Annotated in this window: 12 protein-coding genes; 9 read left to right on the top strand and 3 right to left on the bottom strand. The window is 68.6% G+C overall.

The genetic code is table 11. The features are described 5' to 3' along the window. Positions 1 to 25: 25 nt before the first annotated feature. The 5 genes from N800_RS07050 to folE2 all read left to right on the top strand — a co-directional run bounded on the left by N800_RS07050 (position 26) and on the right by folE2 (position 4,677). On the top strand, positions 26 to 1,369 hold the full coding sequence (locus N800_RS07050) for a TRZ/ATZ family hydrolase (RefSeq protein ID WP_036136423.1): 1,344 nt from the start codon (positions 26 to 28) through the stop codon (positions 1,367 to 1,369). Then, the gene (ubiG, locus tag N800_RS07045) at positions 1,369 to 2,091 is read left to right on the top strand and encodes a bifunctional 2-polyprenyl-6-hydroxyphenol methylase/3-demethylubiquinol 3-O-methyltransferase UbiG (RefSeq protein ID WP_036136508.1); all 723 of its coding nucleotides are present in this window, start codon (positions 1,369 to 1,371) and stop codon (positions 2,089 to 2,091) included. Before N800_RS07050 ends, ubiG begins: the two co-directional genes overlap by 1 nt. After that, positions 2,088 to 2,822, top strand: a complete 735-nt coding sequence (locus N800_RS07040; RefSeq protein WP_084087318.1) for a phosphoglycolate phosphatase — start codon at positions 2,088 to 2,090, stop codon at positions 2,820 to 2,822. The genes ubiG and N800_RS07040 overlap by 4 nt, the downstream gene beginning before the upstream one ends. A 26-nt stretch (positions 2,823 to 2,848) precedes the next feature. Then, positions 2,849 to 3,640, top strand: coding sequence for a phytoene/squalene synthase family protein (locus N800_RS15285; protein ID WP_198032491.1), 792 nt, complete (start codon positions 2,849 to 2,851; stop codon positions 3,638 to 3,640). Positions 3,641 to 3,729: 89 nt separating this feature from the next. Continuing rightward, entirely contained in the window at positions 3,730 to 4,677 is a 948-nt protein-coding gene (gene folE2, locus N800_RS07030; protein ID WP_036136421.1) for a GTP cyclohydrolase FolE2, read from the top strand. An 81-nt stretch (positions 4,678 to 4,758) separates the two neighbouring features. Here folE2 and N800_RS07025 read toward each other — a convergent pair whose 3' ends face one another. Genes N800_RS07025 through yidD form a run of 3 tightly spaced genes read right to left on the bottom strand, consistent with a single transcriptional unit; the run spans position 4,759 to position 7,265 of the window. Continuing rightward, positions 4,759 to 5,655: a M23 family metallopeptidase gene (locus N800_RS07025; RefSeq protein ID WP_084087314.1), complete on the bottom strand. Its 897-nt coding sequence runs from the start codon at positions 5,653 to 5,655 to the stop codon at positions 4,759 to 4,761. Continuing rightward, positions 5,655 to 7,001 (bottom strand): dihydroorotase, encoded by a 1,347-nt coding sequence (locus N800_RS07020; protein ID WP_036136419.1) that lies wholly within the window; start codon positions 6,999 to 7,001, stop codon positions 5,655 to 5,657. Before N800_RS07020 ends, N800_RS07025 begins: the two co-directional genes overlap by 1 nt. 12 nt (positions 7,002 to 7,013) lie before the next feature. Further along, positions 7,014 to 7,265, bottom strand: coding sequence for a membrane protein insertion efficiency factor YidD (yidD, locus tag N800_RS15610; RefSeq protein WP_084087312.1), 252 nt, complete (start codon positions 7,263 to 7,265; stop codon positions 7,014 to 7,016). A gap of 216 nt (positions 7,266 to 7,481) precedes the next feature. Between yidD and dksA the strand changes: the two genes are divergently transcribed. The 4 genes from dksA to N800_RS07000 all read left to right on the top strand — a co-directional run bounded on the left by dksA (position 7,482) and on the right by N800_RS07000 (position 13,382). Further along, positions 7,482 to 8,624, top strand: coding sequence for an RNA polymerase-binding protein DksA (gene dksA, locus N800_RS07015; protein ID WP_036136418.1), 1,143 nt, complete (start codon positions 7,482 to 7,484; stop codon positions 8,622 to 8,624). Positions 8,625 to 8,895: 271 nt separating this feature from the next. After that, entirely contained in the window at positions 8,896 to 9,453 is a 558-nt protein-coding gene (locus tag N800_RS07010) for an RNA polymerase sigma factor (protein WP_332257280.1), read from the top strand. Continuing rightward, positions 9,450 to 10,442, top strand: a complete 993-nt coding sequence (locus tag N800_RS07005; RefSeq protein WP_052107989.1) for a FecR family protein — start codon at positions 9,450 to 9,452, stop codon at positions 10,440 to 10,442. The genes N800_RS07010 and N800_RS07005 overlap by 4 nt, the downstream gene beginning before the upstream one ends. Before the next feature lie 318 nt (positions 10,443 to 10,760). Next, positions 10,761 to 13,382 carry a TonB-dependent receptor plug domain-containing protein gene (locus N800_RS07000; RefSeq protein ID WP_198032490.1) on the top strand — a complete coding sequence of 874 codons (2,622 nt, stop codon included), beginning with the start codon at positions 10,761 to 10,763 and terminating at the stop codon, positions 13,380 to 13,382. Positions 13,383 to 13,429 lie beyond the last annotated feature (47 nt).

The following is a 13,429-nucleotide window of genomic DNA, read 5'->3' as shown; positions in this document are numbered from 1 at the left end:
GGAGCGCCCCCGACAGGAATGCCCGATGACGATCCATGCAGCACCCGAAGCCTGTGACCTTCTGATCGAAGCCGGCTGGGTGGTGCCGGTCGTCCCGCACGGGGTGGTCCTGGAGGACCATGCCGTGGTGGTGACCGGCGGCGTGATCCAGGCAATCCTGCCGCGCCCGCTGGCCCGCCAGCGCTATTCCGCGCGCGAAGTGGTGTCGCGCCCCGATGGCGCGCTGATTCCCGGCCTGGTCAACGCCCACACCCACAACCCGATGACGCTGCTGCGCGGCGTCGCCGACGATCTGCCGCTGATGCAATGGCTGCAGGGCCACATCTGGCCGATCGAGGCCGAGGTCATCGGCCCTGGATTCGTGGCCGATGGCATTGCCCTCGCCATCGCCGAGATGCTGCGCGGCGGCACCACCTGCGCCAACGAGAACTACTTCTTCCCCGACGTGCAGGCCGCCGTCTACAAGCGTCATGGCTTCCGCGCCGTGGTCGGCCTGCCGGTGATCGACTTCCCCACCGCGTGGGCGCGTACGTCGGACGAGTACTTCGACAAGGCCGCCGAAGTGCATGACCAGTGGCGTGACGACCCGCTGGTGGCCACGGCGTTCGCGCCGCACGCGCCGTACACGGTGTCGGATGCCAACTTCGAACGCATCCGCATGCTGGCCGACCAGCTGGACGTGGCCGTGCATTGCCACGTGCACGAGACCGCGCACGAGACCGAGGAATCGCAGGAGAAGCACGGCCAGCGTCCGCTCGCGCGCCTGGACCGTTTGGGCCTGGTCAACGACCGGCTGATCGCCGTGCACATGACCCAGCTGACCGACGCCGAGATCGCGCTGTGCGCCGAGCGCGGCGTTAGCGTGGTGCATTGCCCGGAATCCAACCTGAAGCTGGCTTCGGGCTTTTGCCCCGTGGGCAAGCTGCAGAAGGCCGGGGTCAACCTGGCCATCGGCACCGACGGCTGCGCCAGCAACAACGACCTGGACATGTTTGGCGAGATGCGCACCGCGGCGCTGCTGGCCAAGGCGGTGGCCCACGATGCGTCGGCGCTGGACGCCGCCAGTGCGCTGCATGCCGCCACCCTCGGCGGGGCCAAGGCGCTGGGGCTGGATGCCCGCTTGGGCAGCATCGAAGCAGGCAAGCACGCGGATCTCGCGCTGGTCGACCTGGGCCAATTGGAAACCCAGCCCCTGCACCACGTGATCTCTCAGCTGGTGTACGCCGCCGGTCGCCAGCAGGTAAGTGACGTGTGGATCGCGGGCAAGGCCAGGTTGCGTCAGCGCGAACTGGTGGGCATGGACCTCGCAGAACTCATCGCCAACGCCCGCCAATGGCGCGCGCGCATCGCTTCCATCCGGATTTCCTGATGACCACGCAGACGCAATCGCACGACACCAACTTCAACCAGGCCGAGCTGGACAAGTTCGGCGCGCTGGCCAACCGCTGGTGGGATCCGGACGGCCCGCAGAAGGCGCTGCACGCGCTCAACCCGGCGCGCCTGGGCTACGTCGCGGAACGGACCACGCTGCGCAATGCCGATGTGCTGGACGTGGGCTGCGGTGGCGGCCTGTTGAGCGAGGCCCTGGGCCAGGAAGGCGCGCACGTCACCGCCATCGACCTGTCGCCGGAACTGGTGAAAGTCGCGCGCCTGCACGGGCTGGAGTCGGGCGTGAAGGTTGATTACCGCCTGCAGTCGGTGGAATCGCTGGCGGTGGAAAAGGCCGGTCATTTCGATGCCGTCACCTGCATGGAGATGCTGGAGCACGTGCCCGATCCGGCGGCCATCATCCAGGCATGCGCCACGCTGCTGAAGCCCGGCGGCAGGCTGTTCCTGTCCACGCTCAACCGCACCCCGGCCGCCTTCGCGCTGGCCATCGTCGGCGCGGAGTACGTGGCCCGATTGCTGCCCAAGGGCACCCACCAGTACCGCGACTTCATCAAGCCGTCCGAGCTGGCGGCCTGGCTGCGCGACGCCGGTCTGCAGTTGGAGGACGTCAGCGGCCTCATGTACGAGCCGTGGCGCAATGCCGCGCGGGTCACCCGCCGCACCGACGTCAACTACCTGGCCTGTGCGGTCAAGCCGGCATGAACCACGAACATCATCCCGCGATCGCGAAGGGGGCAGGCATTGCTCCCTCCGCCGATCCCACGGCAGCCGGCTTCCCCAAGGCGGTGCTGTTCGATCTGGACGGCACCCTGCTGGACAGCGCCCCGGACATGCTGGCAACCACCAACGCGATGCTCGCCGCGCGCGGCCGCGCGCCGATGACGCTGGCAGCGCTTCGGCCGCACGTGTCCAAGGGTGCCCGCGCGATGATCGGTGCGGCGTTCCCGGATGTGGACGTGGGCGAGCGCGAAGGCTGGGTGCCGGAATTCCTGGAGCACTACGGCCGCGAACTGGGGCGCCACGGCGCGCCGTTCGAGGGCGTCGAAGCGATGTTGACCGCGCTGGAAGCCGCTGGCTGCGTGTGGGGCATCGTCACCAACAAACCCGAATACCTCGCCGCCCTGCTGGTGCCGATGCTTGGCTGGGAGGACCGCTGCGCGGTGCTGATCGGTGGCGATACGCTCCCCGTGCGCAAGCCCGACCCGCTGCCACTCATCGTCGCGGCGGAACGCATTGGGATGGCGCCCGCCGACTGCGTCTACGTCGGTGACGACGAACGCGATATCGTCGCCGCCCGCGCGGCCGGCATGCCGTCGGTCGTGGCGCTGTGGGGCTACCGCCTGCCCGGTGACCAGCCGGAGGAATGGCGTGGCGACACCATGGTCGAGCAACCGCAGGCGTTGTGTGACGCTGGTGCATGGCCTTCGCCGTGACGAGCCTGGCCGAACAGGAGCAACGAGTGCCCGACAACGCCGCGGCACCCGACAGCTTCATCGACAAATGGCTCACGCGCTGGCCCGAATGGGCCGTGGCGCAGGTATTTGTTCCCCAAGCACGGCGGCGCGCGCTGCTGGCTTGGGCCGCGTTGCAGCAGGAACTCACCGATGCGGCCTGGGGTGGTCAGGATCCGCGCCCCGGCGAGGCCAAGCTGGGCTGGTGGCAGGAGGAGTTGCAGGGCTGGAGCCGAGGCCTGCGCCGTCATCCGTTGGGTGCCGTCTTGCAGGGTCAAGGCGGAGACTGGCTGGTCCTGGCCAACGTCCTGCCGGCGCTGCGCGACAGTCGCGAGCGGCCGGCTGATGCGGCAGAGGCGTTGGCGCAGATCGCCCCTGTCGCCCGCGCGTTTGCCCTTGTCGATGCCGCGCTCGAGGCCAGCATGGCCGGCGAGACGCTTCGGGGTGGGCGTGGCGCGATGGGCAACCCGTTGGTGATCCAACAGTTGCTGCACGCGCGGCTGCTCGCTTCCGGGGAAGCCGCCGTTCCGTTGCAGGAATTGGCCCGGGCCGGGCGGGGCGATGCGGCGGCGTTGTGGGCGCAGCGCGTGCCGGCGTTGCCATTCGTGCCGCACGGTGGGAGCGACACAGTGCCCCCCGATTCGGGCCGTGACGGCCCCGCGGGTTCGCTGGCGGCCATTCCCCGGTTTCGCCGCGTGACGGCCGCGCTGGCGCGCCAACGTCTCAAACACGGCGATGTTGCGCGGCCGCTGCCTGCCTGGCGGGCGCTGTTGGCCACCTGGCTGGCTGCCCGGAACTGATCGTTCCGGTGGCACAGACGGTTCCTTCGCGGTCGCCCGATAGAATGAGTCGCGTTGCGATTCCCCCATCCAACCCCATATCAGCCGCCGTGACTACTTCCCTCAACCCGCCCCGCACCCTCCCCGACGTGGCCTTCGACGCCGCGGCCGCGGCGCGCCCGCTGGACTGGGTGGGGATGTCCAACATCGCGCTACCGCTGCGGGTGCCCTCCGGGACCGGCGAGACCCTGCAGGTGGCGGCTTCCGCCGATGTGGCCGTCAACCTGACCAAGGCGGACAAGCGCGGCATCCACATGTCGCGCCTGTACCTTGAGCTGCAGCACGCGTTCACCAGCGAAGTGGTGACGCCGGCAGGGTTGCGCCGGATCCTGCAAACCCTGGTGGACACGCAGGCCGGGCTTTCCAGCGCGGCGCGGCTGGTGCTGCGCTACGAGCACCTGCTGCTGCGCCCGGCGCTGGCCAGCGAACATGCCGGCTGGAAGCGCTACCCGGTGGAGATCGATGCCCGGCTCGCCGACGGCCACCTCCACCTGGGCCTGCGTTTTGCAGTGGAGTACTCCAGCACGTGCCCGGCCTCGGCGGCACTGTCGCGCCAGATCAATGCCGAGCGCTTCGCCGAGGACTTCGCTGATGCGCGTCCGATGTCCACGGCCGTCGTTCGCGACTGGCTGGCGTCGCCGCGCGGCATGGCCGCCACGCCGCATGCACAGCGCAGTCGCGCGGATGTCCGCGTTGAGTTGCGCCATGCCTTTGACGAACTGCCGCTGGGCCCTCTGATCGACGAACTGGAGCGGGGTCTCGCCACGCCCGTGCAGACCGCGGTCAAGCGCGAGGACGAGCAGGCGTTCGCCCGCCTCAATGCGGAGAACCTGATGTTCTGCGAGGACGCCGCGCGGCGCGTGGCGGCGGTGCTATCGGCAGATCCGCGGGTGGAACACTTCGAGGCGACGGTGTCGCACTTCGAGAGCCTGCACGCGCACGATGCCGTGGCGAGTGTCACTGGGCATGGCCCGGCGCTCGCTGGCCCGCGGGGCTGAACCCACGCGCGTTTGCAGTTTCTAACGGCCGAAGGCCGGCAGTACCGGTGGCTCCACTGCGCCTGGTCGAAACCAGGGGGGCTACGGCGCTGGCGCGCCGGAGGTCTCCAGCACCAGCAGGGGGTCGATCCGCACGTCGAACCAGTTCATGCCCCAATGCAGGTGCGGCCCCGTCGCGCGTCCGGTGGCGCCCACCGCACCGACCACCTGGCCTTGTGCGACGCGGTCGCCCACCTTCACGTCCAGGCGCGACAGGTGCAGGAAGTTGGAGCTGATGCCGTGGCCATGGTCGAGCAGCAGCGTGCCGCCGGTCAGGTACAAGCCCGGGTCGGCAAACGTCACCACGCCGGCGGCGGGCGCCTTCACCGCCACCCCCTCCGGAGCCGCGATATCCATGCCCGAGTGCGCGGCGCCGGGCTCGCCGTTATAGACACGCCGGTTGCCGAAACGTCCGCTCACGCGGCCCTGTACCGGCCAGATGAAGGTTTGGGCGAAGTCGTTACGCGCGTCGTCGCGCAGGCGCGCTTCGGCCACGCGCGCCTGTTCTCGCTTGATGCGTTCTGCGATGGCAGGCGGTGGATTCACCGTGGACGGGGGGACGCCATCAATCCGCTCCTCGGGCCAGTCCCGTGGTGTGACCGCCAAGCTATGGACCTGCACCTGGCCGTCACGGCGAATGATCTGGATCGCCAAGGGGCCTGAAGCGTCGCGTCCGACGCCGAAGACGAATCGTCCGTCGGGTGAAACCCGCAGCGTCCGCCCGGCGTATTCCACCCTCGCACCCGCTTCGGCCAGGCCCACGACCAGCGAACCTTGGGGTACGGCAGCCGGTAGGAAGCTGGCGCCTGCCGTTTCGACACTCGCTGGGCCCGCATCGGATGCGCCGCCTCGCGCCGCGATATCGGCGGTGGCGCATCCACCGGCGACCGCGACCAGCAGCGCAGCCAGCCATGCGGCCCACGCCGGACGTGGCCTCATCAGCGCGCGAATGCCAGTCGCTGGCCGTTGGCCGCGCCCACCAGGCGTTCGCCATCCCACGCCAGCGCGCCGTTCACCCAGGTCGATGCGATGCGCGAATGGAACGTGCGGCCTTCGAACGGCGACCAGCCGCACTTGGACAGCACCTGGGAGCGCTGCACGGTGAAGGGCGTGTCATCCACCAGCACCAGGTCGGCGAAATAGCCTTCGCGCAGGAAACCGCGCTCGGCCACGTCGAACAGTTGTGCCGGTGCATGCGCGAACTTCTGCACGACCTGCGCCGTGGTCAGCTTGCCTTCGTGCACCAGTTCCAGCGCGGCGTTGAGCGCGAACTGCACCAGCGGCAGGCCGCTCGGCGCGCCGGTGTAGGGGCGGGCCTTTTCCTCCAGCGTGTGCGGTGCATGGTCGGTGGCCAGCACGTCGATCACGTCGCCGGCCACGGCTGCGATCAGCGCCTCGCGGTCGCTGCTGTCCTTGATGGCCGGGTTGCACTTGATCAGGTGGCCCAGCGTCGCGTAGTCCGTGCGGTCGAAGCGCAGGAAATGGATGCAGGTCTCGGCGGTGATCTGCTTGCGGCTGCCGTCGGCGCGGATCAGCGGGCCGACCTCGAACAGCGCCAGCTCGTCGGCGGTGGAGATGTGCAGCACGTGCAGGCGGGTGCCATGGCGTCGCGCCAGCGAAATGGCCAGCTGCGTCGACTTCAGGCAGGCCTCGCGCGAGCGGATGTCCGGGTGGAACTCGGCCGGGATGTCGTCACCGTACTGGGCCTTGTAGCGGGCCAGCTCGGCGTCGATGGTCGGCGTGTCCTCGCAGTGGGTGATGATCGGCGTGGGCGCTTCGCGGAAGATCGCGTCCAGCGTGGCCGGGTTGTCGACCAGCATGTTGCCGGTGGAGGCGCCCATGAACACCTTGATGCCCGGCGCAGTCAGGGGATCCAGGCGGCGCACGGCCTCCAGGTTGTCGTTGCTGGCACCCAGGTAGAAGCCGTAGTTGCCCCAGGCCCGGCCATTGGCGCGGCGGTACTTGTCCTCCAGCGCATCGGCGTCCAGCGTGGGCGGGGTGGTGTTGGGCATGTCCATGAAGCTGGTCAGGCCCCCCGCCACGGCCGCTGCCGACTCCGTGGCCATGTCGGCCTTGTACTCCAGGCCCGGCTCGCGGAAGTGCACCTGGTCGTCGATCATGCCCGGGAGCAAACGACGGCCAGCGGCATCGACCACGGTTTCGTTGCCGCGCGCGCTCAGTCCGCTGCCGATCTCGGCTATGCGGCCGTCTTCGATGCGCAGGTCGCCGTCGAATTCGCGGCCTTCATTGACCAGTCGTGCGTTGACGATGAGGGTATTGGGCATCGGTAGGCGCCGTCAGTGGGAATGGGGAGGATGGTGCGGTTTTGCCGAAGCGGGTGGAACGGGGTCGATCCCGCCCGGATGGAACGGATGGCAGCGAAGGACGCGGCGCATTGCCAGCCAACTGCCCTTGAGGGCGCCGAAGCGGCCGATAGCCTCCATCGCGTACACCGAGCACGTGGGGTGGAAGCGGCACCGTGGGCCCAGCAACGGGCTGATCCAGCGCTTGTAGAAGCGAAGGCAGGCTATGAGCAATCGGTCGATCACGGGTTCTTTATGCTGGCTGGCGCCATGATGCGCCCCGGCGTTGGCGTACGTTTGGGCTGCGAATGATTCGCCCGGTGCCAAGCCTTGCGGTCATGGTCTGAGAAGCCGTGGCGATGTATGGTGGAGGCAGTGGGGAGTCGCGGTTGCCGCGGTCACCGGGGCAGGGTATAACAGCGCGCCTTCCCGTCACAAGGGAATCAGAAGGACACGTCGCTCGTGGCAGTGAAGAAAACCGCGAAGAAGGCCGCCAAGGCCATCAAGAAGTCCGTCAAGCCGGTGGCCAAGCAGCCGGTTGCCAAGAAGGCCGCGACCACGAAGCCGGCCGCGAAGAAGGCCGTGGCCAAGAAGCCTGTCGCCAAGAAGGCACCGGCCAAGCCAGTCGCGTCCAAGCCGGTGGCTGCCAAGAAACCTGCGGCGAAAAAGCCGGTGCCCAAGACGATGGCAGCCAAGTCGGCTGTGGCCAAGGCCCCCGGCAAACCGGCAACTGCCAAGAAGGCGCCTCCCGCCAAGAAATCCGCCGCGACCAGTTCCAAGGTCGTGGCCAAGAAGGCCGCACCGGCCCGCAAGCCGGTGGCGACCAAGGCCCCGGCCAAGGCGCCGGTGGCCAAGAAGGTCGTGGCGACCAAATCCGCCCCGGCCGCAAAGAAGACCCCGGTGGCCAAAGCGGCCGCCGTGAAGCCCGTCGCCAAGCCGACCCCGGTCAGCAAGCCGGCCCCCGCGCCGGCGGCCAAGCCCAAGGCACCCGCCCCCGCGGTTGCCAAGCCGGAAGCCCCGGTGAAGGCAGTGGCCAGCAAGCCTACGGTCGAGAAGGCTCCCCCCTCGAACACTCCGCCTGCGGCTCCCCGCAAGGTTGGAAAGGTGGCCGTGGCCGTTGCGGCAAAACCGCACGAGCCGGCCCCGAAAGGCAAGGTGAAAGTCGTGCAGTACAACGTTGAACCAGGCAGTGGCCGTCCCATCGTTCCCAAGGGTTACAAGCCCAGCGCGGACGAGGAGTACATGAGCCCGCTGCAGCTCGAATATTTCCGTCAGCGCCTGCTGCAGTGGCGTGCGGACCTGGTCGAGGAATCCAAGCAGACCATCGAGAACCTCAAGGACGAAGTGCGTGACGTCGGCGACGAGGCCGAGCGCGCAACCCGCGAGACGGAAAACTCGCTGGAACTGCGCACCCGTGATCGCTACCGCAAGCTGATCAGCAAGATCGACAGCACCCTCAAGCGCGTCGACTCGGGTGACTACGGCTACTGCGTGGACACGGGCGAGGAAATCGGCCTGGAGCGCCTGGAGGCGCGCCTGACCGCCGAGCGCACCATCGATGCCCAGGAGCGCTGGGAACACCTGCAGAAGCAGATGGGCGACTGACGCCCGTCGAGTGCGCCGCGCAGGCGCCGGGATGCTGGACGATCCAGACGACGCCCCCTGCCGGGGCGTCGTCGTTTGCGCGGCGGGGTAGGGAGGCCGCAGTGCGCCAACGTTCTTTGGGACATGAGCCAATGGGTTTCCCGTTGCCACCGCCAGACCCTATGGACCCACGGATTCGAGCGACCGTCGGGTGGGAGGGCGCGTGCTGGATGACGGCTCCCTTGCGGCGGAAGTGTGCGGAGACGCGTTCGCGCGTGCGCTGGAGGCGTGCGTGAACGCCACAGCGTCGTCCGGGGCCAACACCGCCACGGCGGCAGGCTTTGAGCAGTTCGTGCGTGAACACCGGCCGCTGCTGGTGGCGTTCCTGCGGCGACGGGTATCCGACGATGACGCGCAGGACGTGGCCCAGGAGACCATGGTGCGGCTGATGCGTTATGGCGACCAGCCGGTCGAGGCCCTGCGTCCGTTGATGTACCGGATCGGGCTCAACGCGCTGGCTGACCGGGGCCGTCGCGATGCCAGCCGCCTTGCCCATGCCCACGTCAGCCTGGAGGACGACGTCCTTGCGCTGCCGTCGGCGGAGCCGGCGCAGGACGAGCGCGTCGCGCACCAGCAAGCGCTGGTGGCGGTGCGGGCGGCCGTGTTGCGCCTGCCCCCGCGCTGCCGCGAGGTCTACCTGCTCAACCGGATCGAAGACATGAGTTACACCGAGATCGCCCGTCATTGCGGGATTTCGGTCAAAGCCGTCGAGAAGCACATCGGCAAGGCACTTTCACTGCTGCGCGTCCACCTGCGTGGCGACAACGGCGGTCACACGGATTGGCCATGAACATGAACGAACACGCCCCCGAGCGGGGCGTCGACCAGGCCGCATGGTGGGTAGCGCGACTGGACGCGCCCGATTGCAAAGCCAGCGAACGCGCGGCATTCGAGGACTGGCTGGCGCAGTCACCGCTGCACGTGGAGGCGTGGGTGCGAGCCGACGCCATCCATGCAGCGGCCGCACAGCTGGCCGATGACGACCTGCTGCGGGCTGCGGCGCGCAAGGCGCGTCGCGAAGGCCGGGACGCATTCGCCAAGCGCCCCGGGTTGCGAACCTGGGGGTGGGCGGCGGCGGCCAGCCTGGCGGTCGTGGCTGGCATGCTGGCCTGGCGGTTGCTGCCGACGCCTCCCACGCCGGAGCAGCGCTACGCCACTGCCGTGGGCGAACAGCGCACCATTGGGCTGGCCGACGGCACGACATTGCTGCTCGATACCGGGTCCGCGGTGACCGTGCGCCTGGGCCAAGGCCAGCGGGAGGTCGATGTGGACGCGGGGCGCGTGCAACTGGCCGTGGGTGATGACCCCCGCCCGTTCCTGGTGCGTGCGGGCACCACGACCATCCGCGACATCGGCACCACGTTCCAGGTCTGCCGGGAGGGTGGGGCGACCCGCGTTGGACTGGTCGATGGTGCTGTGATCGTTTCGGCCCCGCTGCCCACCGGCAAGGTGGAGCAGGTGCGTCTCTCGCCGGGCGAACAGGTGGCGGTGCAGGCCGATGCGGGATTCGCCCCGGTCGAGGCCCTCGACATTGCGGTGGCGGAGGGCTGGACGCAGGGCGAGTTGGTGTTCAAGGAGCACCGGCTGGACGCGCTGCTCGCCGAAGCAAATCGGTATTCCACGACCAAGTTGACCCTGGCCGACCCAACACTGGCCGAAATCACGGTCAGTGGCGTGTTCCGGGCTGGCAACCAGGACGCGCTTGTGTCGGCACTTGAGCGTGGCTGGGGGCTGCACGCCCGCCGCATTGGCCCCGACGAGATCAGCCTGCACCGGTGACAGCGCTGGTAGTGGACTGAACGGCGGGTTACGCGTTGCGCGCGGTGTCGCGCTTCCGTAATGTGGGGCGTTTACCCTGACCCACGATGCCCGCGCATGGCCCGGCCACGCTGCAGCAATGCCCTGACCCTCGCTGCCATGCTGTCCGGCATTGTGCCGACCGCCGTGGCACAGGTGCGTGGACCGGCAACGCGTGAAACCAGTTCACTGAATGTTCCCGCCGGGCCCTTGGACGATGCGCTCAAGGCGTTGGCGCGCCAATCGGGAATCCAACTCCTGTACCCCGCCAGGTTGGTGGCCTCTCAGCGGTCGCGACCGGTGTCCAACGCCCGGACCGCCGCGGCCGCCCTGGCGACAATGCTGGAAGGAACCGGACTGCGCGCCGTGGAGGTGGCCGATGGCACCTTCGTGGTGGAGAACGTGCCACCGAAGCCACGTCTGGGCGACGCCGCCCCCCGCGCCGGATTCGCGGATGATCGGCCGGTGGACGTCGGACCGGTTACGGTCACCGGGACCCACATCCCGCGCATGCCGGTCGATGGGATCGAAGCCTCCCCCATGACCCGGATCACCCGCGAGCAGATCGAGGCGAGCGGCCACCTCACGCTGTTCGAATTGCTGCGCGAGCAACCGGGCATGATGGGCCATCATCCCGTGGAGGTGGCGGTCGAAGGGGGCAGCAGCACCCAGCAGCCATTCGCCTCAGCGGCGACGACCAGCCTCTACGCCCTCGGGCCGCGGGCAACCCTGTTCCTGGTCGATGGCCAGCGCCTGGCCAACTACGGGCTGGTGTCGGCGGATCTCGGCGGGCTCACCGACCTCGCCAGCATCCCGTTGAGCATCGTCGACCGGATCGAGATCATCCGTGGCGGCGCGTCGGCGATCTATGGTGCCGATGCCATGGCCGGCGTGGTCAACATCATCCTGCGCAAGGATGCCGAGGCGCCGACCGTGGTGGTCCGGCGTGGTGGCACGGGCACGGGGGACGCGGAACAGACACAGGCGTCGGTGACGGTGGGCCGCACCTGGGGCGCGGGAGGCGATCTGTTCCTGGGCGCGGAGTACTTCCGCAACGAAGGGCTGGTCGGCGAGCAGCGCAGCTGGCGCACCCGCGATTTGCGCCACCTGCGCCTGGGGGATTGGCGTTATCGCCTGGGGTATCGCACTGCCACCGGTCGACTGCTCCAGCGATACTGCCCTGATGCGAGCTCGGATTCCCAGGGCAGTTGCGTCTTCGACCCGCCGCGTTACGAAAGCCTTGAGCCGGAAACCGAGCGGGGCTCGCTGTATGCGAGCGTGCGTGCGCCGGTGGGCGAGCGCGTGGAGTGGCAGACCAGCCTCCGGGTGACGCGCGCGGAACAGACCCTGTGGCGCGCGCCTTTCCACGCCAGCGTGCTGGTGCCGAGCACCCACCCGGACTGGATTGCAGGGATGGAACGTCTCGATTACGCCTTCTTCGACATCGGCCCCATCCGCAATGAAACCAATGCGACCACCTGGGATTTTGCCACCGGGCTGAGTGGCTGGCTGGGCGAGTGGCAGTGGCACACCACTGCCGCGCACCATCGCAACGCGGTCACCAGCCAGATCGATGGCCTGGTGCGCGAGACGGTGTTCGTGGACGCTGTGTACGACAACCGCTACCGGTTCGGCGGAGAAAACCCGCCCGAGCTGTTGGCCGCGATTTCGCCGGCGCTCACCACCCGCGGCACATCGACCTTCGAGCAGGTCGGGCTGGGTGCCAATGGACCTGCGTGGACCATGCGCGGCGGGCAGGCCAAGTTCGCTACCGGGCTGGAAGTGTTCCGTGACGGGTTGGAGCACCGTCCGGACGCGCTGATGCTTGAGCACGATGTGGCGCTTGGGCCGCAGAAAATCCGCATCGACGAGCACCGTGCGGGCGCGGCGCTCTACGGCGAACTGAGCGTGCCACTGGTGCCGCGCCTGCAGGCGGACCTGGCCCTTCGGCTGGACTACCGGGAAGGCTACGGGAGCCGCTGGTCGCCCAAGCTGGGGCTGAAATGGAACGTTGTCGATGCCCTGACCCTGCGCGGGACCCTCGCGACAGGCTACCGCGCGCCAACGCTCTTCGAGCTGCGGCGGCCGGGCGTTGAGGAGAACTACGATTCCTTCGCCCACCAGCCGGAGTTCGGGGAATGCCGGGACGAGGTGAACGACCCTGACTTGGGCAGGTACTGTCTGCTGCTGCGGGGGGCGACGGAGAATCCCGACCTGGAGCCGGAAACCTCCTCAAGCCAGACGCTGGGGGTGGTGTGGACGCCCACCGAGCGCTTCCTGATGAGTCTGGATTACTTCCGCATCAGCCGGCACGACGAGATCCTGCCCGTCAGCGGGGCCGATGATGCGGCAGCATTTCCGCGGTCGCTGGTGCGTGATGGCGCCGGGCGCCTTGTCGGCATCAACGACTACTACGAGAACGTGGGTGACAGCGACCTGCGCGGGTTTGAGGCCGAGTTGCGGTACCAGTGGCAGACGCGGGCATTGGGTCGGTTCGGGGTCCGTGGCAGCACGTATTTCCTGGATCGTCTGGAGCGCAGGCGTTTCCCCGGCGCGCCCACGCTCGACCATGCTGGCTACCGCGTGCCGCGCCACAGCCTGTTGGGCGCCGTGGACTGGACCATTGGCAAGTGGACGCACACCCTGAACTGGCGGCGTGCAGGGTCTGTGCGGGTGCACGCGCCCGATCAGCCGTGCCTGTGGAAGAACGTGGAGCAGGGGCGTTGCGTCACCCCAGGCTTCAGCCTCTTCGACCTCGACATGGCCTATGTGGCATCACCCCAGTGGCGCTACTCGCTCCATCTGCGAAACCTGTTTGGCCACGACCCGGTCAGCTACGACGTGGCGCAGGCAGGCTTCGATTTCGCCACCGACGACCCGCGCGGACGCTATTACCTGTTGAGCGCGATGTACCGCTTCTGACGGGAGATCGGGAAGCGCTGCAGCCCACGCAATGGCACGGCTACGGT

The sequence above is a fragment of the Lysobacter daejeonensis GH1-9 genome (assembly GCF_000768355.1).
GTDB classification, from domain to species: Bacteria; Pseudomonadota; Gammaproteobacteria; order Xanthomonadales; family Xanthomonadaceae; genus Aerolutibacter; species Aerolutibacter daejeonensis.
The sequence above is the reverse complement of the archived record's forward strand: the minus strand, read 5'-3'. Positions and strand labels throughout refer to the sequence as shown.